Source organism: Pajaroellobacter abortibovis, assembly GCF_001931505.1.
GTDB classification, from domain to species: domain Bacteria; phylum Myxococcota_A; class Polyangia; order Polyangiales; family Polyangiaceae; genus Pajaroellobacter; species Pajaroellobacter abortibovis.
This window is the reverse complement of the sequence record NZ_CP016908.1, coordinates 1,799,316-1,821,632: the sequence shown is the minus strand read 5'-3', so window position 1 is coordinate 1,821,632 and position 22,317 is coordinate 1,799,316. Positions and strand designations below refer to the sequence as shown.

The following is a 22,317-nucleotide window of genomic DNA, read 5'->3' as shown; positions in this document are numbered from 1 at the left end:
GTCTATTGGAACACCTTTTTTGTGCAAAGTACTGGTTTCTTTCTTAAGTGGAAAACATGAGGATAACTCAAGCAGAAATCTGGCTAAGTCTTGATCAATCCAATTTTCCACAAGTTAAATCAGTACTTTTCCCCATAGTTTTCCTTAGTTTATTCACGCCCTAGACAGATTGATTTTTATTATGGAATGTACGTGCAAGTGCATCAATAAGAAGATCTCTTTCTTCTTTGAAAGCGGCTTGATCAATTTCCCCATCAATCCGATCTTGTGTGATTTTTTGAAGAGCAGTGAGAATCAATTCTCTTTTTTCTTTTTTTTTCTTTCTCTTATTTTTTATCCCGGTAAAAAAACCAGATCCGACAATGATCACAGAAGCATTAACAGTGATGAGTTTAAGCAGGTTCTCTCCTGCCGGAGGAATGAACTGAAAGGTAAAATGGGATAAAGGGGCATCCTTTTGAAATTGATGTTCGACAATTAAAAGTTGTTTCCCGGAAGAATCTTTGAAATGCTCAGCAGAAGGGAGTTCGTCTGTCTTAAAGTCTACTCGGTAGGGTGCGGGGACGACAATTCGCAAGAAAGAGAGGTGTGGTAAAAGCCGGAGAGTGATTTTTTCTTTAAGCGAATAGACAGTTCGCCATTGAAATGCAATTTGATGCTTTCCAGGGCCAAACGTGCCATCAATCCGTATTCCTTCCCCTTTGATAATGGAAGCTTTTGGTTTCTCGACTTCTTCTTCTGGAAGAAGGGCCTGAAAATTGGGGGGAAGTGGGAGAAGGACGTTTGATGCAAGCCAAGCATTCCTCCCAAAATTATAAAGAGAAAACACTTCTTCTACTTCTATGTGGTCTTCTTTTAATTCTATAGAAAAAAAGGCTTGAGTTACGAGGAGTGTTCTTTCTATCTCAGAAGTAACGGGATATATGTGGAGAGTCCCGCGGAGCCCTTTCTCTTTTAAAAAGAACGGAACGGAAGAGAAAGTTGCTTCTCCTTTTGTAGTGCTGATTTGATAGAAAGTTTTCGACTGAGGGCGTAAATTATCAAATCGGCATTCCCCATGCATGTCAGTTTGAGACGAGAGGGAATCATATTTTTCTTTTTTTGTGTTGTGAAAGGAAAGGACGTGGAGCATTACCGGAGCTTGAGATACGCTCTTATTTTCAACATCTTTTATTTCGAAGACAATTGATCCTGAAGGGAGAGATTCTTCTTCTCTGATGGTGTCAGGTGACCCTCGAAATAGATGGTCAAGAGGGGGTGGGGAACCCCCTTCTTTTTGAACAGGCGGGTGCCCTGGTGGAAGAGAAGAAGGGGATAGAGAAATATCAGGATAGGCATTGTGGAGGAGTAGGAAAAAAAATATTCCTAGCCATCCACAAAACCCATTTATGATAAAATGGATTAGCTTGTGAGAGAATGGATAATTAGTCATAAGGGTCTACGATTTTGATTCATCGTCTAGCCAAGATTCGCTTATTCCTTGTTTGGCTAGATAGATTTTGGCTTCGGCACGGGCTTGATCCCGAAGGGGTCCTCTTATTTGCTGATCGGTGCACAGCAGTTTTTTTGCTTCCTGACGGTATTGAGAAGTCAAGTATTTGTAATCTAAATCATCTATTTTTCCGGTTTGATGACCTTCTTCAATTTGGGCGATCGATAAAAAAACCTGTTCTTTGAGGTGGTCAATGGCTAGGTCGGATTTTGAGTCTAATAAAATGAAATCTTCTTTTTTTCTTAAAAAAAGCAGAGAAAGACTAGTCCACATCAAGAAAAGGGATAAAAAAAGAATAAGTCCTGCTGCTGTAAGGAGAAGTAGGTGTAAACCCAACATCAGTCCTATACTTATCATGGAGATAAGAGGGATAAGCAGGAGAATCGGTCTTAAAAAAGTCATTGACTGACTTGATTTTTAGTTAAGCAGATTTTTCTCGTGAATTGTGCCGACTTGAGTGGAGTTTAATGGGCTTGTTAATTTTTCTTTTTGATAAATCATTAGAGTGGAAAAAAGCAACGTTCCGATCCACAGACTTGTTGTTAAGATAAATCCACCGCGTGCAAAAGCAGCTCTTCTCGATTCTGCCCATTGCGCATCTGGCCACATGCAAAGAGTGCTGCCTACCATTAAAATAAAGCAACCTATCCAAATCCAACTCACAAGAGGATTCAAGTGAAATTGAAAATTCGCTTGTTTCGTTTGTGGGCTGATCATCCCTACCACAATATACAGATCATCGTGGAGGGAGTGAAGCATTGCTACCTCGGTTGTAGGGGAATCAGGCATTTTATGAAAAATAAACTTTGCCGGCTGAAGGATTCCTTGAGGAACTCCTTTTTTTTTGACGCTGATGTCTGCGAAAACCATCCTTTTTGTTTCATCTACTTCGATGTGTGGACCTTTGTACTCGAGCTCATAGCGACCGAAGGGGTACGTTTCACCTGGTGAAAGGGATACTTCCCGGACGATATTCCAAGAGCTCCCCATGAACCCGAAAAACATCGCCACAATCCCGAGGTGTACAATGTAGCCTCCGTAGCGCCTTCGCGCGGTGCTGGGGAGTGTGACCAGGGTGTAGAAAAATCCTGGAAAAAATCCTGCATACCATAGAAAAGGGGGGACTTTTTGAAGGGACTTCGTCTTCTGTTTAGCGTAGAATAGGGAGTAGAATTCTTGGATAATAATGACAGTATTGAATGCGCAGAGGGAAAAGGTCAAAACAGGGGCCCAAGCGGAGAATGTTTGAAGAGCTTTTCCGATCCACCCTTCATAGGGGGCGTCGCCCCAGACAAGCGGTGGGAAGCCTATCCTGGATCCGATAATCCAATGGACACAAAAAGCTGCGGCCAGTGCAGTAAATGAGGGGACAATGCTCTTCTTTAAAGAAGAAGAGCTTGTGTGTTTCCAACCAAATAAGGAACCGATCCCCATTAAAGCGAAAATAAATAGTCCTATGGGTTGTACCCATGCGTTGTAGTAGAGAGGTCCGATCGTTATTTTTTCTTTCCAGATTGTTTCACTGACGATTGGAAAAGTAGTTGCGGTTAGGATAAAGCCCATAAGCCCAACCAATTTCCAGTTGTTGAGCATGAAAGCGAATTCGCGGGATGCAAGCGATTCAATGCTTGGCCGAAGAGGAGGAGATGGAAGCGAATCAGCCTGACGGCTCAGTCTCCGGAAGATGAGCTCAACGGCTGTATAAGTTCCTGCTCCTGCGATCAATGTAATGGTACTCACCTTCAACGGAAAGGGGAGAGGAGACACCCAAGTAAGGTAGAAAGATGGGCAAAGGAACAAAAGAAAAAAACAGGCTGCTCCTAAAGCTGCCCGCCGCATCGAAGGCACTGGTGGGAAGCCGCGGAGTTCGGGCCATCGATACAGAATGAGGAACCCGGTAGCGAAAAGAATGAGTGCTAGAAAAGCGATGAAATAGCTTCCTATGGAAGACTGGGCGAAGGAATGAATGCTCGATACAGCGCCTGAGCGGGTTAAGAATGTGCCAAAAATTGTGAGGAAAAAAGTGAAACATACGAGGAGAATGTTCCATAGTTTGAACATCCCTCGCCTTTCTTGGATCATAGCGGAATGAAGGTATGCACTAGCGGTGAGTAGCGGCATAAGGGCTGCGTTTTCCACCGGGTCCCAGGCCCAATACCCGCCCCATCCAAGTTCCTCGTAGGCCCAAAGCATGCCGAGTGTGTTCCCTAACGCGAGAAAAGTCCATGAAAATAGCATCCAAGGTCGAACTGCGACGATCCATTCTCGGTCGAGTCTTCCCGTAATGAGTGCTGCGATTGCGAATGCGAAAGGGATGGTACACCCCACGAAACCCATGTAAAGACTTGGGGGGTGGATGATCATGTACAAATTTTGAAGGAGAGGGTTAAGTCCTTCTCCATCAATCCGATTCCCTGCTGTGCTGGTTGCAAAAGGGTTGGCCGAAAACACCATGAGGATGCAGAAGAAAATGGTTACAGCCATCAACACCGCGAGAACATAAGGTTGTAGGGCAAGATAACGATTTTTTAACCATTTGGTGCAGACAGCGATGTGTAGGCTGAGGAGAAAAAGCCACCATAAAATGGAGCCATCCTGTCCTCCCCAGAGAGAGCTCAGTAAGAACGCTAATCCCATTGACCGGTCAGAATAACGGGCGACATAGCGAATTCGAAAGTCGTGGGTGATAAAGGCGTAAGCAAGTAAGCAAACGGCGACGCCAATGAGGGAGACGGTTGCATAAGCCCCTAGCCGCGCTGCACCTAAATTGCATCGAGTCTCATCCATACCGGCTGTGATAGCTACGGCAAGCGTATAACTTGCTGTGAGCAGCACCCCGAGTAGAATCATGGTGCTAAAAGAAGGGAGAGAATACCACATGGCTTTTTTTTAGGGGGGAAAGGAAAATAATTCGTGGCGTAGAGCGAAATCAGACTATCATTTTGGTCCAATCATTGGCTAGGTTTATATGCGACAAGATGAGTTAAAGCAGGTTGGAGACAATTCATTGGGAATCTAGTTGCGCCTCTGATTGTTTCCGATTACCAGTCGGAAGCTGCATCTCACCTGGAGAGGTGGCCGAGTGGCTGAAGGCACCCGCTTGCTAAGCGGACGTAGGGAAAGCCCTACCGCGGGTTCGAATCCCGCCCTCTCCGCAGTCTTGATGGACCAATCCCTTCCACGCTAGTAAGAGGATACTGAAAGGCCTCTCACGAAGAAGAACTTGCTTGCTCAGCTGCTTAAAATGAGTTAATAAAAAGAACATTTACGGCTCTACCGACTTGGAAACGTGAATCCGCTAGGCCTGGAAGGGAGCAACGGTAGCGCGGAAGAGTGTGGTGGAGCCTTACCCTTACATCAATAAGGTGCGAAGGGGATTGCATAATTGTGCAATCATAGGTACTTTTATCAAAAAAATGAGCAGATTGAAATAAAGCGAAGGTAAGTTAAAACATTAAGTTTTATATCTTTCATCTCTCTTTTTTTTCTCCTTAATGGGGATCGTGACGCCCACAAAAAGTGCCTGTTGATCCCTAATAAAAATTTTTCACTCGCAAAAGAAAAAATTGCATACCACATCGTATAACTACCTCTATTTTCTAAACAAAAAAGGCTGATAGAAAACGCAAATCTTTTTGCAGGTGCCGTGTTCGCTCAGTGGGTTTGTTTATTTCCAACCATTGATGGCTTCATAGAAAGTCTCGATTGTTCGTATCGAGTGCCTATCAAAGGAAACGAGATAAACGAAATGCTAAGGCGGGAAAGTTCTACTCAGGATGTCTAAAAATTTACTCGTTATTAGTGTTGATGTCCGAGAAACAAGGGTTGCTCTGATTGAGGATGGGATCATTGTCGAGCTGCATATCGAACGTCGTGGCTATCATGTTGTAGGAGGTAGTGTAGGAGATGTTTATCTCGGAAAAGTAACTCGTGTTCTGCCTGGACTGCAAGCCGCGTTCGTGGACGTAGGCCTCGAGCGTGCTTCCTTTCTGCATGTTGAAGACCTCATACGTCCCGATGATTTTGATGCTTATCTGGCGGGGGGTCGGAAACACGCTCATGTAGGAAAAGAGGCTTATGAGGAAACTGATCGCAGCGGACAGGAAGAGGAACAAATGGAAAGTGTGCTCCTTTCTTCATTTGATATAGAGGATTCCAATGAGATGGAGTCTTTACTCAAAGAAGAGGAGTCTTTAGAGAACTGTCATGAATCTGAACACCCAATTGCCTCAGAAGAGCCAGAAAAGGAAGAGCTTAATGTAGAAGCTGTGTTAGGCCCTGCGAGATACCCTTTGCTTTCCCCTTCCTCTCAGGCGCTCTTCTCTTCGGAAGAGGAGGGGGAAGCACTGCTTAAAGAGTTAGAGATATCGACTCGACTTGAGGAAACACGCGAGCCTCTTATAAAATTGCCTAAACTTCCGGAACTTTGGGATCTCGATACGAACAATTTGCCTGGATTTACGATTACCGATATAGGAGAACCTATACCTCAAGCAAAATTACCTAGGCTCTTTACGGGAGACAGACAAGGGGAGCATTCTAAGCGAACTCGTGGCCGATTTTGCCGATTTAGCAAGCGGGATAGTGAGGCTTCCGAACATTCCCGTTGGGGTGGGAAGGTGCAAGGCGGAGACAAACATACCGATGGAATGGAACGATGTTATAAGAGGCGTCGCAGTAGAGACCCCCACCATCGCATATCTGGCGAACGCTCACCTGAGGTTCCAACTCGTCTTTCTCGTTCAACGCCTATTCAAGAGGTGGTGCGAGAAGGAGACGAGATTATTGTTCAGATCACCAAGGAACCGATAGGGACTAAGGGAGCGAGGTGTTCTAGCCACATCTCGTTGCCGGGACGTTATGTTGTCTATTTGCCTACAGTTGATCATATCGGTGTTTCCAAGCGAATTGGCTCTGAAAAGGAGAGGGCACGCTTGAGAGAAGCGATCGAAAGCATGAAGCCGCCTACGGGAGGGCTTATCGTGCGTACTGTGGCAGAAGGACTTACCAAGAAAAAACTGAAGCAGGATGTTGGTTATCTCGTCCGATTGTGGGGGGAGATTGCAAAAAATCGCGAGGGGATGAAAGCCCCTACTAGGTTGTGGAGCGAGCTCGATCTGGTCTTAAAAGCAGCTCGCGATCTATTTACGGATGAAGTATCTCAGATTGTTATTGACGAAAAAGCACAGCATGAAAGATTGGTTCGGTTTGTTGAGATGTTTATCCCAGAAAGGGCGAGGGATGTTGTCTACTATTCTGGTGAAGAGCCCATTTTTGACGCCTATGGAATCGAGGATGAAATTGCGAGAGCCCTCTCGAGAAAAGTGCCGCTTCCTTCAGGAGGCTATCTAATTATCGATCAAGCGGAAGCGTTGACAGCGATTGATGTTAATACGGGAAGATTTGTTGGGAAGGGATCCAAAGATATGGAAGAGACGATCTTAAAGACAAACATAGAAGCTGTTTATGAAATTGCTTATCAACTCCGATTTCGCAATATAGGTGGCCTTATTATTTTAGATATCATCGATATGGAAAAACCTTCCAATCGCGAGAAGGTGTACAAGACACTCGAGGAGGTTTTACAAAAAGACAAGGCGAAAACAACCCTGATTCGAATCTCAGAGCTCGGCCTTATTGAGATGACACGTAAACGGACGCGTGAGAGCCTAGGGCGTCTTTTACACGAGCCTTGTTTTTATTGTGATGGCACTGGTCGGCTACAGTCAAAAGAGACGATTGCTTATGAAATACTGAGGGAAATCAGGCGAAAGCGGAATGATCTACCGGGGTATACTATTACGGTTCATCTGCATCCCACAGTTGCGGAACTGTTAACAGGGCCAGAAAAATCAGCGGTTCAAGAAATCGAAAATCGCTATATGAGAAAAATTAATGTGAGCCCTCGCAAGGATTATCATCTCGAGCAGTTTGATCTGCAAGGAAAATAATATTTATGGCTCTTTCTGCCCGAGCAAATAGACGAGTGCAGCGTCGCATTCGTATCAATGAAGAATTCATTATTTTGTTAAATCTTCGTCTCCGCGTCTAGTTGGGACGGAGCTCTCTTTATAAATAAGTTCGCGCTGATCTCAGGCAATATGGAGACCATCAAGGTAATAGGCTAAATCGTGCGCATTGGAGTTATACCTACAGGAATGAATGGAAGTTATTTAAGTGAGGAGCTTTTTGTTCTTTCTCAAAATGTGGTTGATCCATTAGTTGTTCGGTGTGTATCATCAACGGCTACCTAATTGCTGTATTTTTATTGATGGAGGCTACTATGGCTTTTTCGTTAAGTCCTCTTCCCTACGATAAGAAAGCGCTTGCTCCTCACCTTAGTGAAGAGGCGATTGAATATCATTACGGAAAGCATCACGCTGCCTATGTGAATAACCTTAATAAACTCTTGGAAGGCAAGCCCGATACAGGAAAAAGTCTGACAGAAATCGTGATGAATTCAGAAGGGGCTGTTTTTAATAATGCAGCTCAAATCTGGAACCACGATTTTTATTGGCGTTGCATGAAGCCACAGGGGGGTGGGAGGCCCACTGGGGATCTTCTGCAGGCAATTACCCGTGATTTTGGTTCGTACGAAAAGTTTGCAGAAGAATTTTCTAGCGCGGCAGTGACTCTGTTTGGTTCTGGATGGGCTTGGCTTGTTATGGATCGAGGGAAGCTAGCTGTGACTAAAACGAGTAATGGTGACTTGCCGATGAAGCACAATCAAAAGGCACTTCTTACAATCGATGTTTGGGAGCACGCGTATTACATCGATTATAGGAATAGGCGTCAGAAATATATTGATGTGTTTCTGGGGTCTCTCGTTCATTGGGATTGTGTGAGCGAAAATTTGAAAAAGTAATCCGAATTGTAGAGTTACTTTCGTTGATGGTGTGTTGAATTACATTTTAATATTTTAATCAAGCAGCGTGCCTTGTGTTTCTAATTTCGAAGCGAGGTACTGGGTCCCTTTAAAGGTGACAGTATCTTCAAAAAGAAAAGGGAGCACCCTTGCCTTGAGGAGGAGATGCTTTTCGAGAGAACGGATTAAGCATTGCTGCGACTGTTCTCGAAGCATCCGATCTTTGAGAGAAGAGAGGATCGTTTGTTGGTTTGGGGAGAACGCTTCCGTCGAGAAGCAATCCAGTGCGCGTCTTTCCTCATCTGAGAAAAGTTGTGGCAAAACCGCATTAACGATGAGCTTTTTGATACCAATTCCCAACTCTGAGGAAAGCTTCTGGGCAAATTCGATCGATTCCGCAACAGGCATTTCTTCGGCGAGAGCGACCAGCACGATCGAACACCGTTGGGGGTTTTTAAAGAGGGCAATCGCCTTTTCTGCGTCCCGCGTGAGAATCGTGTGGGGGGCTACATCAAGGATAATCTTGGGAACGTGCAGCATTTCGAGGCTATGACCAATTGGGGGTGCGTCTAAAATCACGACATCGTATTTAAATTTTCCTGTGGGGTGTAGTTCAGTCGTATGCCACCACGCTTTGCCGAGCATGCTCCAGTCTTGTACACCTGGAGTTACTTTAATGAGTTTTTGGATGTGTCGGTTGTTGAGGATCCATTTGTAAAATAATCGTGCGCGGAGAATTTTTTGACCGTATTCCTCAAGAGCTTGCTCTGGGTTAATATTGACTGCCCATATGTTAGGGGCGATTCGCTTAATATCCGGTCCAATGGTGCTGGAATCGAACATGCTAGAGAGTCGCTCTTTGGTGCGACACATGACTACGAGCACACGCTTGCCTTGAGCGCTCAGCGCATAAGCATAGGCAGCGGTTATGGTGGTTTTCCCGACCCCTCCCTTTCCAGTCACAATCAAAAAGTGAGAAGATGGAACGAATGGCATGCAAGGTTCCTATACCGAGGTGGATTAGAAGGTAATCAGCGGACGGATGCTTGTCCAGCCTCACTCGATAGCAACGAGCACGGAAGTCGCTCCAGTAGTTCCCAAAAGTAAACAAGATGCTCGAGAATTTCTGATCATCCGGGCAAGAGGTGCCCCCAGCACACCGGCAAGCAGGGCCATACTGAAGGTGGAGCCGATGCCGAATAGGAGAATACAAACTAGCCCTTCGCGCAGAGAAGTAAGTTGAGCAGGAACAGCTGCAGTGAGGGCTCCTGTTCCCGCTGGTCATGGGCAAGTCCAACCAGCAGTGGTTTCCATGCGAAAGACCAAACAAAGGCCAAGGTGAAAATGGGGATGCTCTGCACTCGCATGAGTGTGTGTCATGTGGTAAGTGGGATAAAAGGTCGTGAATGAACAGTTCCCCTTGTGGAACTTTCCAATCCCTCGGAGAAAAGCATGGGAACCTAAAAAAGAAGCATAGGCGCTACCAAGCACTCAAGCGAATTCTCCGTCCAGGAAGGGAATTGCTCGCGCAAGAGAAACGAGGCTCCCCCCACAATCGTTAGGGTGAGGGTGTCACCCCCATAACGTTCTCAATACAAATCCGTCCTTAGAAGTTCTAACGCCTTTCTGCAATCAGAATGGAAATGGCAGCTAGGTGATCGGGTTCCAGAGCATGTCGCATTCCCAGCGGAATGCCTGATGTCCGTCTGGTTGTGAGCATGAGGCCTTATTCTTTCTGGCTGGCTTTTATTATTCGTTTTATTCGTTAAGAGGAAGGAGCGCACTACCTGCTTGCCACAATGCGTAAATAGCTCCCCAGCTCATTGCGAGTAAAAGGAAAAAAGAGAGGATGGATACCCATTCGAGGCGACGCAAAGCTTGCCGACTTAAGACAAAACCCCACCCCATCGCAAACGAAGATAGACCATTCCCGACATGATAAGCCACTCCTAGAGTCCCTAAAAGATAAACAATCAATGTGGGAAAATGATAGCGCATCTCACGCGCGATATCCGTAAAGTATTCTGGATGACCGAGCGTCAAGCGGGGTTGGAGCATGGCTAACCAAACATGAGCTCCTATGAATAAAAGGACGCCGATTGCACTAATGCGCTGCAAGAGATATTTAAAATTGGCGTAGAATGTATATCGTGTGTTGTTGGGGCGAGAATTCGACAGTCTCGAGATGCCCCAGATCGTGTGTAGCACTAAGGGTAGGAGAACAACCATCAGAGTAAACAAATGAGCAAAAGGGTGAGGATAAGTCGTGACCGACGTTTGCCATGCTTCAGCGCCGCGATAAGCTGCAAGATTGTTCCAAACATGAAGAAAGGTCCAAATGGTGAGAGGAGCAAATGCCAAAAATGAGGCGAGCCGAGCGCGAAGAAAAGTGGAACGTTGTGAAAAGATCGTGTCAGGTGCGGGTTGTTTAGTCATGTTGGCTCTCTCCTCATGGTTATGGATTACCTAATGGAATGAGACGGGTTAGGCTGTTGATAGCACCACGGTATTGGCAAACTCTCCTGCCAAGAGGGATTAGTTGTGTAGCTCTTCTCCTCTTTTCTTTTGGACTTTGGATAGGGGCGAAAAAACCGTTGCGTACAGCCATAGTACTTGCCAACTTTCCTAGTTCAGAGGGAATTGCTTGGCAAGTCTTGATCCTTGAGGAAAACAAAGGAATTCGACAATCGGTTGCGCTGGATCCATTAATGGTGGAAATGAGTTGGGGAGAAGAGCATTTCATTTGGGTGGGGCGTTCGAATCATGAAGGGGTGGGCGAACTATTCGCTCCTTTTTCTACTCATCATGACGTAGGGGAGCCTCTTTTTCTTGAAGTATGGGATGGAGCGCATCAGAAGTTAGCTTCAGGAAGAGCTGCATGGAAAGAAAGAACTACCTCTCGATCTTTTTTCCCTTCGAGTAAAATAGAGCCGACCCAAACGGGAGGAGAGATGGAAATAGAGGTAGTGGTGGAGGGAGGTCGCCTTATTCCTTATTTTCCCATTCCCGTGTGGATGCGTTTGAAAAAGGGCCCCTTGGTGCTGAAAGATTTAAGTCATTTGGAAGTAGAGCCAGAGCCCGGGCTTACCCTTGCAGATAATCCAGATCGCGCCTGTTCGCCTGGGTGGAAAGGCTGGCTCGCTACTGTTCAGGGGGGGACAGCGGCCCTTACAGCGCGTGTACATATGCAAGAGAGTGAAGGGTACTGGTTTGGTGCGTTACCTGTTGCGCTTGCAGGAGTCTATGCAGTGATTCAACCTGTTTGGCCTCAGGGAAAAAAGTGGAGCACGACTTTTTTTGCTCCTTCGGCAGCAAGAAGGCTCTATACTCAACTCTATCATCGTGGCAGTAGACTTTATGCTGCTGCCATCGATCTGGAAGCTACCTCTCCCGATGGATGGAAGACAGCCCAGTGGACTACTCCTTTTTCTCTCCAAGAAGGGGAGTATTGGCTTGTCACTGCTCCCGAGCCTGAAAGGATAGCACTGTCAGGAGCTTATGTGGTAGCTCGCCCCTATTGGGTAGGCCCTCAGCAAACGGAGCCAGTTCTTGAGCGTTCCGAGAAGTTGAGAGAGACTTCTTGTTCTTTAACTCCCGACCTAGCCTTGTCGGGCATGGCAGCGACCCCTTCGTGGATAGCTCTGGATGGTTTTGCATTGGAAATTCCAAAACAGGAACATCGAAAAAAAGTGGGATTGTTGTTGGCGTGGGGATCGTTGCTTGTGGGGGGCAGCTCGGAAATGACACTACTTGCATGGGTCTGGAGACGCAGGAGAAACGATAAAGATCATACTGCTCCTGTCAGTTCTTTGGCAACTGGGCTTACGCTTGCATTTCTGGGTTTTTTTATTTTGGGAGTAGTTCTGTGGGTAGGTCAATGAATCATTCGAAGAGAGCGGCATGAAGCTTATTTTGGGAATTGAGTCCTCGTGTGATGAAACAGCTGCAGCGTTAGTTCTGGCGGATGGGACGGTTCTTTCAGACGTAATCCAGAGTCAAGTGCAAGTGCATGCAGTGTATGGAGGGGTTGTTCCAGAGCTTGCATCTCGAAATCATGCGATTAACATTGTATATGTTGTCCGGGAAGCGTTGCAACAAGCTGGTGTCTCAGTGGGACAAGTGGATGGTGTTGCCGTAACAAACCGGCCGGGATTGGTAGGTGCGCTACTTGTTGGGGTTCAGGTAGCGAAAGGGATCGCATGGGCTGCGCGCAAACCATTGGTGGGGGTAGATCATCTGTTCGGACATGTGATGGCTACTTTTTTGAAGTATCCAGGTCATGTGTATTCTGCACCGGAATTTCCTTTTATTTGTTTGCTGGTTTCGGGTGGTCATACAGCTATCTATCGAGTGGATTCCCCTTCTCATGAGTCCGTTCATGAATTGGGGGCAACGCGGGATGATGCGGTAGGCGAATGTTTCGATAAGGTAGCTAAGGTGCTTGGATTATCCTACCCGGGGGGGCCTATCATTGATCGATTCGCATCGAATGGGGATCCTACTCGATTCTCATTTGTGGCGCCCATGGCTTACAATTCCAATCTTGAATTCAGCTTTTCTGGCCTCAAGGCTCAACTGGTTCGCCATGTTGCAAAATATGGGAGACCAGCTTCTGAAAAGGATATGGCTGATCTCTGTGCTTCTTTTCAAGCAACTGTGACGCAGGTATTGGTCAACAAGTTGGTAAAGGCAGCCCTGCAGGAAGAGATAAAACGGGTTGTTCTGGGGGGTGGAGTGGCCGCTAATGAGGGGCTGAGGGGTTTGCTGATCGAGCAGGCCGATCGGTTTGGATTGTTTCCCTTTATCCCTCCCGTGAGGAGTTGTACGGATAATGCTGCTATGATTGCTTACGCGGGTAGTTTCCGCCTGATGCGCCGTGAGCAAGATGGATGGAATCTGGGAATATCTAGCCAGGGCATGTTTCCTCCCAAGACTCGGAAGGGAAGAGGCGCTCGATGAATTTCCTAAATTTCCTAAGGAAAAGGGTTGAAACACGTGCAGTGTTTTTATAGCTAGTGCTTTTTTTCTCCGACTTTCATCTTCTTGGACGGCTTGACCTTGGATATTGGTGGAGGACTGGACTCTTTTATCGGTCTGTCGATGCTGATCGCTTTTTCTTCAAGGGTAGGCGCAGCATTGAATGGCTGCGCCAGAGCGATTTCCAAGATATGCTCTTTCCCCCGGACCTGATAGGGCGGGATCTCTCTGTTCTTGAAAGTCACAAACAACTCTGCGCCGTGGGGTTGGTTGAGGATCCGTATGCTCTGAATTCGGCCATCCTGTGAGGCAAGGGGACCTGCTGGCTCTAACGCACGGCAATTGGGGATAAATACATTGAATCCCCCTTGCTTCGTAGTTCCCTGCAGTTTTTCGATAGTACTGTCTAGTCTAAGCCGAAGTACGTTCGCGTGGTTAATTGGCCCAACACCGAAGGAGGGAACAGAGATATGTTTATCGGTCGTAAATTTTTTCTTGAGAGGAGAAGGAAGAAGCTGCGGCCCCTTCATCTTAGTTGCTGATAGACCGGTATATGTAAACGAATGAGAGGGAGGTGCTGTCAAAGGGGCGGTAGTCACGATCTCTTTGCGGTAGCTCTCCTCCTCTGTAGGTGTAGGCTCGAGTGTAGGTTGTACCTGTACAGCAAAAGTGGAGGGAGTGGTTGAGGGGTTGGTCTCAGATGAAGAAGGTGATGAATCTCCTGGCAAGACCGCATTTTGTGACAAGAGCGGAGTGGTTGCAGGGGGGGGTAGGGGTGGGGTAGAAGGGCTACGAAGCGCAAAAGTAGCTAATGCGATTGCACCTATGCCTAGTCCACCAACAATAACCCACCGTTGGCTGACACGAACCCCCCTTTCGATCTTTGGAGGCTCATAATGTGAATAACTGTAGCTCGACTGTTGACGGAGGGTAGTTTTCCCTCTTGCAGAAATTCCTCCTCCTGGGGGCGGAGCAGTGACACGCCGAGATGGACTTCGAATCGTAGCGGGGGGAGGAGGAATGAAGAGAGCGCGTGCCCCTCTCCAGAGAGAGCCCGAAGAGCTTTGAATACAAGTCAGTGCATGCTGCATAAGGCGTGAAATATGGCCTGCTTGGATTGGAATAGAAGGAACTTGCCAAATGGAGGAAGAGGGGGATAGAGAAGATGGAGACCCCCCTTTGACTGAGTTGTTGACAGGAGAGGACAAATGCTCCTCAGGGCTATTGAAAGCCTCTCCGTGATGAGAGACAGGCCTTACAGAACTGGGCATCGTCGGAATCTCGTCTTCCTCTTTTTCGTCTTGTACATGTGTGTTTCTTTGGATTGTTGGAGAAGGGGGTGGGGGTGGGGTCAAGCTGACTCGGACAATCAGTTGAGGAGTGGAGGTTTCTGGATTAATTTCTACCTCTACATTTTCAATCCGAGCGATCCTTTTTGTCCCTTCCGTTTCAGCGGGTTCGATTGTTAAACAACGCCCGAGCTGCAGGAATCCCAACTCACTGCCAATCGTCCATTGCACACCTAATGCTTCTTTAATGCGGGCGCGCATGGCTGTGGGAAGCCCTTCAATGTGAAGGCGGACAGCGGTGCCCATCTGGGGTTCTCTCTCTGAACTTTTTTTTGATTCACCGGTAGTTTCAGTCAACACTCTCACTGCCTCTACGCCACCTGGACTTAACTCATCAAACTGCAATCCGAATTCCCCTCCTCTATCCCTTTCCTTACGCCAAACTACTTTTCCATTCGCTAGAAATCCCTTTTGCCCTGGAAGTTCTACATGACAAGTGACCAACTGTTCCACCTCAGGCAAATAGGTAGTGCACAATAACATCCCTCCTTCAGATATATTACAGGCTTGAGCTTCAAAGCAAAGACCAAACCCTTCTTCCACCTCGACAGTCCCTTTAAATGGGGTACGAAATTCCCCCGCCGCACGCCGATCGGTTGTTTTTTTGGGGGTATCTTTCCGTTGGGAAATCAAGGAGATGACCTCATTGGGGAATGGATGAAAGGAGGGAAAACCCAATCTGGCGTGAATGTCAAGAAACTTCGATAATTGGCACAGGTGATCTATCCGTTTGCGACACAGCCTAACTTATTTTGGGTTGTTGATTACAGAAAGCGTGGCGAATTCTTCGGGAGAGGAAGAAGGGAGAGTTATTTGCCTCTTCTGATGTGGATCATGTGCCAAAAAGCGGAGCGCCATTAAAAATAGGAAGGAGTTAGAAAGTCAGTTAAGGAGTGGGAAGAGAGAGGGTTCTTGAGAGGAGCATTCTTGATCTTTTAAAAGGGGAAAATAGATATATCAAGCCGGAGAAATAAGGGAAGAGTTTGAATTGGCTCGACCCGTATCGTTTCTTGTTGTTTTTGTGGGATGGGAGTGTGTTTTTGTGGAGAAGAAGATAAAAAACAATTCATTTCATAAGAATATCTGTAGAGGGTTGGGTAAAATTAGAAAGTGTAGACTCTCTTCCTGGGCAGAGGGTCGCTGTGCTGGTGTCGTCGTGGATACTGAGGTATGAATCAAGGCGATCTTGAGTGCTGGTTACACTAGTTGTTTTGTCGATAGGTTGTGTCTCGAACGGCCGATCTAGCCATTGTGACAGGAACTCTGTCGTGATCAGTTTGTTGTGGGTGCCCTCCTTTATTACCTTGCGTTTCCTTTTTATGTCTTGTTTTAAAGCAAAATAGCAGAAAGAGCGATGCGTTTTGGAGTCGCCTTCTGGAGTCCTTATGTAATATGTGATGCGCAATGAGTGATGTTGGCTAGCCCGATAGGAATGTCTTCAAATTGAAAGAGAGGGGGTGAAAGGAGATAAGTGTTTGCATGCGTTTGTACGATTTCAGTGTAGGCCTTTTAAATAGGAAAAGTGGCTATGAGCTGCGAGGATTTCGTAGAGAACAAAACCTACTGGATAGAGATCGTCTTTTGGTGTGACACACTCTCCTCGTACGGGAGATGCGTGGGTGGGTGTACCAACCCAGAGCAATCCAACAAATAAACGGTTAGATGATTAGGGTCACAATCCCAAAGTCCAGCAACTGGTGATCTAATCGTTGTCGTGCCATCTCCATTGCAGTGTAGCAAGATATTTGTTGGCTTCACGTCGCGGTGGATGAACCTGTGATCATGGGCTCGATCGAGAGCATCGAACAGCTCGATCCCAATAGTGTAGCATGCATGGAGAAGGCACTTCTTCTTCTTTTCTAGAATGGTCTGTAGACTTGCCTTACGAGTCGTTCCATGATGTAGTAAGAGAGGTTCAGTCTGTCTTCCATGATTCCTGCAGTGAATGCCTGTGTGATATTGGGATGATTGAGCCAAGCGAGCGCTCTTGCTTCTTTTTGAATTCTTCTGGGGAAATCTGGACGGGCGCGCAGATCCAAATGGAGTACTCTTAGTGAGAGTGGAGTTCAATGGTGGTGTCTTCAACTTCACAGACCTGTCCCATGCCTCCTATCCCCAGAAGCTGAATCACACTGTAAGGTGTTCCGGGGACCATCGTGTCAGTGCTATAACCGTGTCACCGATTCATTAGTAGCCTGCGGCAGAATTATTTTTATGAACTATCGAGTGAGATTTAGGTTTGTGCTTGTAGTATGAAGGGGGGAAAAATGGTAAAACTTCGCCGCATGCAATCAATGGATTTGGGAAATGAGTTCAATTTTACTCCAGGAGGAAAAAGAAGAGCCGCACGGGACTTTTTCTGATACACATCAAAGGCCTGTCCTCTCTTTTGTGTCGGGTACAGTGGAAATTCAGGGTCTTGGTAGAGAAAGTACTCTGCTGCATCCGATGTGTGCGTGGGATGCACGTGCGCATTGTCATCGAGCTCCTGCAATTGCATACGTAGAAATTGTGCGCACCCTTACCAAGGCGAGGATCCCTTTTAAGGATCAAGCTCGTCAGTATATGGAAATTACGTGTTCTACTCGCGTTCATCGAGTTCCTCATCCCTATCAGACAGAGGCTCTTCAGGCATGGAAGAAAGCTGGCGGAAGGGGGATCCTTGTACTGCCTACCGGCTCAGGGAAAACGCATGTGGCTGTTATGGCTATCGAGGCGCGGCGACGAAGCACATTGGTTGTCGTTCCCACACTCGATTTAATGCGGCAATGGTACGATCGACTGCGTGCTACTTTTGCACTACCCATCGGGCTCGTGGGAGGAGGAGACTATTCGATCCAACAGATCACAGTCGCTACTTACGATTCTGCCTATCTGCACATGGAACATTTGGGGGCTCGGTTTGGACTCATTATTTTTGACGAGTGCCACCACCTTCCAGGCCCTTCTTATGCGCTTGCTTCTCGTTTTTGTTTAGCTCCATTTCGCCTTGGACTCACAGCAACCCCTGAGCGGAGCGATGGACGCGATGCCTTGTTGCATGAATTGATTGGCCCCATTGTTTTTCACAAGGATATTCGAGAACTTTCAGGTGAGTATTTAGCTGATTATGAAGTAATATGCATTCAAATTGAACTTTCTTCGGAAGAACGGTTGCAATATGAAAGTGAACGGGCGATTTATATCGATTTTCTCAAGCGTCATCACATTAGAATAGGGCAGCCGAGGGGGTGGGGAGAGTTCATTTTCCGCGCGTCTCAAAGTGCTGGAGGGCAACGTGCCCTACTCGCCTATCAGCGCCAACGGGCGATTTCGTTCGGAGCTTCTGCAAAGCTCGATTATGTTGATTACCTGTTGCATCTTTATCGGAAAAGCAAAGTGATTTTATTCAGTCAAGATAACGCAACCGCCTATCGCGCTTCTTCTCGGTTTTTAATCCCAGCTATCACCCATCAAACAAAGGTGAAAGAAAGAAGTGAAATTTTAGCAAAGTTAGCGAACGGCGAATATGGAGCCGTGGCCACTTCGAGAGTCCTTAATGAAGGAATCGATGTCCCGGATGTCAATGTAGCGATTGTCATTTCAGGAAGCGCGTCCGTGCGAGAGCATGTGCAACGCCTTGGGCGTATTTTGCGGAAGCAAGATGGCAAGCGAGCTATCCTCTATGAGTTAGTCTCCAATCGAACAGCTGAATCCTTTACGAGTGAACGTCGACGGGAACACAGTGCTTACCGCTGATTTAGTTAATGTTAAAAGGAAAGATCACCAGCTTATACTCGTCCCTCTCAAAGGGGAACAGAAGGCGAGAGCTCTAATTCTCGCGCAAGCTTTTTTATCAATTGCCCAGACCTGCAAGGGGAAAAAGCGAGAAGAATTTGAGCAGATGTGCATGGCAGTCGAAGTGGATGCTCGAGACAAACGTCTTGCTGCTGGATTAAATAAATTAATTGTGGATCAGTGTGAATTTGACGAAAACTCCTATCACGATGCAATTCAACTGCGACGTGCCGTGTTCCTCCGCGCAAATGAATTGAGGCAGGGATTAAAAGAAGGAGAAGCATTCGATCGGCAGTGTGTGATCCGAGAGATCACGTCAGCTTATCAAATGGAGGAGGGCGCATTTGAAGATAGATTGTATGGAGATTTACGCGCTGCCCATCGGATACTTGTTGTCCCATCTATTTCTGCAGAGACGCTGGTTGAAATGTATAACTTGGCCCAAGCGCAAGCAGTTCTTTTGCGTGCGGTTCAGGTGACCGTTCACTGTTACTGTTCTCATATCGAAACCTACCGATTCCTTTTTCATCGCATTAAATTTCTTCGACTCCTCTATCAGCTTGAACGCAGTGAAGGAGGTTATCGGATCCGAATCGATGGCCCTTACAGTATGTTTGAGGCTGTTACGAAGTATGGATTACAACTCGCTCTCTTGTTACCTGTTCTGATGTCTTGCGATGAGTGGTCACTCCATACGGAAGTTCGTTGGAGCCGCCGATACGAGCCTTTAACCTTTACGCTGCAAAAAAGGGATATCGAATGGTATCATAGTCCTATTGCACCTGCTGAGTCGATCTCTGATGAAGTGAAGAATCTCGTCAGCGCTCTGGAAGCCATCGCATGCGATTGGACGATCGAGTTGGGGGATGAAATTTTAGATCTTCCAGGAGTTGGATGTTGTGTCCCTGATCTAGTTTTCCGTCATCGTAAGGAGGGATGTCGGGTGTATGTGGAAATCTTGGGCTATTGGAGTCGAGCTGCTGTGTGGAAACGGGTGGAACTTGTCCAACAGGGGCTCTCCTATCGTATTCTCTTTGCTGTGAGTGAGCGATTGCGCGTGAGTGAACAAGTATTAGAGGATTATCTTCCTGGCGCGTTGTATACGTATAGAGGTTCTATTAATCCGCGTGTCCTCCTCAAGAAAGTAGAACAACTAGCGACTAGAGAAGAGACCTTGACGGAACGATGAAGGGGAAGCACAAAGGATGTTGATATCTGATCCCTCTTCCACTGTTCTTTGATCGAATCATTAAAAAAGCAATTTGAATCTGTGCAACGGTTCACCCCACTGCGATCTCTGGTAAAGAAACACCTCGCGCTCTTATCCAACAGGCATTCATGGCCTATGTGGGGCGTCAACAGCGCCTCGCCACCACAGGAGCTAATCTCTATCACGATGCTCATCGCGCGTTTGGCCATCGCATACGCGAAATCGATCAGCAAGCAGGAGCTAATCCCTTTGAGCAACGCGGATTGGTCGCATCTACGACTTGGGATTTTCTGAGGAGACCCTAACCGATACGGATAACTGTTCTCCTTTTTTCTTTAAAGGGAGGAAGGCCAAGGGAGGATGACTAAGTTTGAGTTTTATCAATTGCTCGATGAAAGGATAGCTGAATTAGAGGAGGCACTAAGCGTCCCCTTCCCGTCTCTCTTGTCGACAGCCTATCGCCATAAAATTCAGATTTTTGTAGGTGTGGCTCAAGATGGCTCGATCTTTCTCAATGTTATTAAATTGAGGAGGCAGCTCGAAGGTTCCTTTCGACTGGAAATCGATATTCAATCGGATGTTTGTGAGGAGGCAGCGATGCAGTACCATTGCTCGTACGTACTTCAGTGCAAGATGGCGGTATGGATTTTAGGGGATGGAGTCCCTAAAAATTATACGCTTCAAGGGGAACCCTTCCTAGATCAAGTCCCCGGCATCCTCTCTCATAGTTTTGATATTGATGTGCAGTTTTGTGTCGATCCAGTGGGTGGTGACGCATTAAGTTCTTGTCCGTCAGGGGAAGGACATACACTGGGAAAGGTATCATCTGGCCAGTGTGGAGTCAGGCTCTGTTTACGTTCGTGCGGATGTAACGGCGGTATTCCCTGGGTAACGTATGCTCTTTTGTCTGATCCATCGCTGCGCCGCCCTTCACAAAAATTGTTTGATATTCGTGAACAGACTGTAGGTTGGCTCCAGCAAGAAGTGGAAACCCGAAGGCAACTGCCTGTACCTAATCCTGCCCCTCCTGTTGCCAATCCAACTAGTAAATAATAAGAAGGAAGGAGGAAAGGCAGACGGGGGGGATAGCGCAGCTCCTCTTTCAATATGCTTTGGCAAAGAGGATTTTGCGTGCGTTCGGTTTTCCTGTGAAAATGCATCGACCTGTTTCATGTTCTGACGAGAGGGGGATGCATCGTGCAGTGATTTTTCGTTCTTCCAAGATGGCTTGCGTAGTAGCGTCATCTGCAGCGTAAGCAAGTGCAAAGCCGCCGTGCAGTTCTGACCCCTCAGAGATGGGTGTGAAGAAATCTTGGAACTCAGAGTGAGTGTGAATGAAATGGGTATGTTTTTCTTGGAAAGCAAGCGCTTTTTGATAGAGCGATTCGTGGATTTTACACAAAAGGTGGGGGGCGCGTTCTGTAAATTCATCTCTGTGCAGGAAGACTTTCTCCTGGGGAGGACAGTCGCGGCGACGGATGCACACGGTGTGGTTGTTCACCTCATGAGAACCGACCTCTACGACGAGAGGGACTCCTTTTTTGATAAACTCCCAGTGTCTGCTGCTCTTTATTTCCCCTTCGTCGAGCGTGACTCGGATCGGCTCCCCTTCGTAAAATCTCTGCCTTAACCTATCTGCAAGTTGTTTGCAATAAGAGAGCACCCCTTCCTTTTGTTGCTCCTCTCGCCAAAGAGGGAGGAGAACAATGTGGCGTGGTGCAAGAGGGGGAGGGAGAACGAGGCCGTAGTCATCGCTGTGAGTCATGATTAAAGCTCCTACGAGTCGTGTCGAGACTCCCCACGAAGTGGTCCACACGTATTGTTCGAGTCCCTCTCTGTCGAGAAATTTGATCTCCGCAGCTTTGGCAAAATTCTGACCGAGAAAATGAGAAGTTCCCGCTTGGAGTGCCTTTCGATCCTGCATCATCGCTTCAATCGAATACGTCTCCAGTGCACCTGGAAAGCGTTCCCCTGGAGTCTTGATCCCCTTTATGACAGGCATTGCTAGACAGTCTTTGGCGAAATTAACATACAGGTCTAAGATCATAAGCGTTTCTTGAATCGCTTCCGCTTTAGTAGCATGGCATGTATGCCCCTCTTGCCATAGAAATTCAGTGGTCCGCAGAAACAAGCGCGTGCGGCGTTCCCAGCGGATCACATTTGCCCATTGGTTGACGAGGAGAGGCAGATCTCGATAGGAATGGATCCATCCTGAATAGACAGACCCGATGACTGCTTCACTGGTCGGTCGAATAATGAGTGGCTCTTCTAATTCATCCGTTGGAATGAGATCTCCGTCCTTTTCTTCTAAACGAGAGTGCGTGACGACAGCGCATTCTTTGGCAAAGCCTTGAACGTGTTCAGCCTCCTTTTTGAGGAGAGATTGAGGGATCAACAGCGGGAAATAGGCATTAACATGCCCTGTGGCTTTCAGACGCAGGTCGAGCATACGCTGAATATTCTCCCAGATCCCATACCCCCACGGCTTGATAACCATACAGCCGCGGACAGGAGCTACTTCTGCAAGATCAGCATTTTTAATGACTTGTTGATACCATTCAGGATAATTCTCTGCACGAGTTGGATAAAGATCAGCGTGTTTTTTAGTCATAGGCTTTCCTTCAAAATCGAGTCCGCAAGAGAGGTA

General features: G+C 47.0%; 15 protein-coding genes and 1 tRNA gene. 9 read left to right on the top strand and 7 right to left on the bottom strand.

Features of this window, described 5'->3' with window-relative positions; genetic code table 11:
• Window positions 1–160 precede the first annotated feature (160 nt).
• From BCY86_RS09260 to BCY86_RS09250, 3 genes are read right to left on the bottom strand one after another with little or no spacing between them, the layout of a single operon-like run.
• Window positions 161–1,432, bottom strand: a complete 1,272-nt coding sequence (locus BCY86_RS09260) for a hypothetical protein (RefSeq protein ID WP_075277478.1) — start codon at window positions 1,430–1,432, stop codon at window positions 161–163.
• Between the two features lie 6 nt (window positions 1,433–1,438).
• On the bottom strand, window positions 1,439–1,894 hold the full coding sequence (locus BCY86_RS09255; RefSeq protein WP_075277477.1) for a hypothetical protein: 456 nt from the start codon (window positions 1,892–1,894) through the stop codon (window positions 1,439–1,441).
• A gap of 15 nt (window positions 1,895–1,909) precedes the next feature.
• Window positions 1,910–4,342: a heme lyase CcmF/NrfE family subunit gene (locus BCY86_RS09250; protein ID WP_245776232.1), complete on the bottom strand. Its 2,433-nt coding sequence runs from the start codon at window positions 4,340–4,342 to the stop codon at window positions 1,910–1,912.
• 218 nt (window positions 4,343–4,560) lie between these two features.
• On the opposite strand from BCY86_RS09250, the gene BCY86_RS09245 reads away from it, so the two are divergent.
• The 3 genes from BCY86_RS09245 (at window position 4,561) to BCY86_RS09235 (ending at window position 8,357) form a co-directional block, all read left to right on the top strand.
• Window positions 4,561–4,647, top strand: a tRNA-Ser gene (locus BCY86_RS09245).
• 621 nt (window positions 4,648–5,268) lie between these two features.
• Window positions 5,269–7,443, top strand: a complete 2,175-nt coding sequence (locus BCY86_RS09240) for an Rne/Rng family ribonuclease (protein WP_075277475.1) — start codon at window positions 5,269–5,271, stop codon at window positions 7,441–7,443.
• Between the two features lie 332 nt (window positions 7,444–7,775).
• A complete protein-coding gene (locus BCY86_RS09235; RefSeq protein WP_075277474.1) occupies window positions 7,776–8,357 on the top strand; it encodes a superoxide dismutase in 582 nt (193 codons plus the stop codon).
• Window positions 8,358–8,411: 54 nt separating this feature from the next.
• On the opposite strand, the gene BCY86_RS09230 is transcribed toward BCY86_RS09235, so the two are convergent.
• Window positions 8,412–9,353 carry an ArsA family ATPase gene (locus tag BCY86_RS09230; protein WP_075277473.1) on the bottom strand — a complete coding sequence of 314 codons (942 nt, stop codon included), beginning with the start codon at window positions 9,351–9,353 and terminating at the stop codon, window positions 8,412–8,414.
• 762 nt (window positions 9,354–10,115) lie between these two features.
• On the bottom strand, window positions 10,116–10,793 hold the full coding sequence (locus BCY86_RS09225) for a succinate dehydrogenase/fumarate reductase transmembrane subunit (protein ID WP_075277472.1): 678 nt from the start codon (window positions 10,791–10,793) through the stop codon (window positions 10,116–10,118).
• 38 nt (window positions 10,794–10,831) lie between these two features.
• On the opposite strand from BCY86_RS09225, the gene BCY86_RS09220 reads away from it, so the two are divergent.
• On the top strand, window positions 10,832–12,238 hold the full coding sequence (locus BCY86_RS09220; protein WP_156865215.1) for a hypothetical protein: 1,407 nt from the start codon (window positions 10,832–10,834) through the stop codon (window positions 12,236–12,238).
• A 19-nt stretch (window positions 12,239–12,257) separates the two neighbouring features.
• Window positions 12,258–13,316: a tRNA (adenosine(37)-N6)-threonylcarbamoyltransferase complex transferase subunit TsaD gene (gene tsaD, locus BCY86_RS09215; RefSeq protein WP_075277470.1), complete on the top strand. Its 1,059-nt coding sequence runs from the start codon at window positions 12,258–12,260 to the stop codon at window positions 13,314–13,316.
• 53 nt (window positions 13,317–13,369) lie between these two features.
• Here tsaD and BCY86_RS09210 read toward each other — a convergent pair whose 3' ends face one another.
• Window positions 13,370–15,316 (bottom strand): PilZ domain-containing protein, encoded by a 1,947-nt coding sequence (locus BCY86_RS09210; RefSeq protein ID WP_075277469.1) that lies wholly within the window; start codon window positions 15,314–15,316, stop codon window positions 13,370–13,372.
• Between the two features lie 1,674 nt (window positions 15,317–16,990).
• On the opposite strand from BCY86_RS09210, the gene BCY86_RS09200 reads away from it, so the two are divergent.
• The 4 genes from BCY86_RS09200 (at window position 16,991) to BCY86_RS09190 (ending at window position 20,723) form a co-directional block, all read left to right on the top strand.
• Window positions 16,991–18,421 carry a DEAD/DEAH box helicase family protein gene (locus BCY86_RS09200; protein WP_083604314.1) on the top strand — a complete coding sequence of 477 codons (1,431 nt, stop codon included), beginning with the start codon at window positions 16,991–16,993 and terminating at the stop codon, window positions 18,419–18,421.
• Complete coding sequence (locus BCY86_RS09195) at window positions 18,387–19,649, top strand: DUF790 family protein (RefSeq protein WP_172824856.1); 1,263 nt, start codon at window positions 18,387–18,389, stop codon at window positions 19,647–19,649. Before BCY86_RS09200 ends, BCY86_RS09195 begins: the two co-directional genes overlap by 35 nt.
• Before the next feature lie 149 nt (window positions 19,650–19,798).
• Window positions 19,799–19,975 (top strand): hypothetical protein, encoded by a 177-nt coding sequence (locus BCY86_RS10005; RefSeq protein WP_156865214.1) that lies wholly within the window; start codon window positions 19,799–19,801, stop codon window positions 19,973–19,975.
• Window positions 19,976–20,030: 55 nt separating this feature from the next.
• Complete coding sequence (locus BCY86_RS09190; protein ID WP_075277466.1) at window positions 20,031–20,723, top strand: deoxyhypusine synthase family protein; 693 nt, start codon at window positions 20,031–20,033, stop codon at window positions 20,721–20,723.
• Window positions 20,724–20,772: 49 nt separating this feature from the next.
• Here BCY86_RS09190 and proS read toward each other — a convergent pair whose 3' ends face one another.
• Window positions 20,773–22,281 (bottom strand): proline--tRNA ligase, encoded by a 1,509-nt coding sequence (proS, locus tag BCY86_RS09185; protein WP_075277465.1) that lies wholly within the window; start codon window positions 22,279–22,281, stop codon window positions 20,773–20,775.
• Between the last annotated feature and the right edge of the window lie 36 nt (window positions 22,282–22,317).

Excerpts from the sequence above, each read along its gene's own strand:
- BCY86_RS09260 (WP_075277478.1), bottom strand. The coding sequence starts at position 1,432 with ATGACTAATTATCCATTCTCTCACAAGCTAATCCATTTTATCATAAAT.
- BCY86_RS09250 (WP_245776232.1), bottom strand. The coding sequence starts at position 4,342 with ATGATTCTACTCGGGGTGCTGCTCACAGCAAGTTATACGCTTGCCGTA.
- BCY86_RS09255 (WP_075277477.1), bottom strand. The coding sequence starts at position 1,894 with ATGACTTTTTTAAGACCGATTCTCCTGCTTATCCCTCTTATCTCCATG.
- BCY86_RS09235 (WP_075277474.1), top strand. The coding sequence starts at position 7,776 with ATGGCTTTTTCGTTAAGTCCTCTTCCCTACGATAAGAAAGCGCTTGCT.
- BCY86_RS09220 (WP_156865215.1), top strand. The coding sequence starts at position 10,832 with ATGAGACGGGTTAGGCTGTTGATAGCACCACGGTATTGGCAAACTCTC.
- BCY86_RS09190 (WP_075277466.1), top strand. The coding sequence starts at position 20,031 with ATGACTAAGTTTGAGTTTTATCAATTGCTCGATGAAAGGATAGCTGAA.
- BCY86_RS09240 (WP_075277475.1), top strand. The coding sequence starts at position 5,269 with ATGTCTAAAAATTTACTCGTTATTAGTGTTGATGTCCGAGAAACAAGG.
- BCY86_RS09225 (WP_075277472.1), bottom strand. The coding sequence starts at position 10,793 with ATGACTAAACAACCCGCACCTGACACGATCTTTTCACAACGTTCCACT.
- BCY86_RS09200 (WP_083604314.1), top strand. The coding sequence starts at position 16,991 with ATGAGTTCAATTTTACTCCAGGAGGAAAAAGAAGAGCCGCACGGGACT.
- BCY86_RS09230 (WP_075277473.1), bottom strand. The coding sequence starts at position 9,353 with ATGCCATTCGTTCCATCTTCTCACTTTTTGATTGTGACTGGAAAGGGA.
- BCY86_RS10005 (WP_156865214.1), top strand. The coding sequence starts at position 19,799 with ATGGCCTATGTGGGGCGTCAACAGCGCCTCGCCACCACAGGAGCTAAT.
- proS (WP_075277465.1), bottom strand. The coding sequence starts at position 22,281 with ATGACTAAAAAACACGCTGATCTTTATCCAACTCGTGCAGAGAATTAT.
- tsaD (WP_075277470.1), top strand. The coding sequence starts at position 12,258 with ATGAAGCTTATTTTGGGAATTGAGTCCTCGTGTGATGAAACAGCTGCA.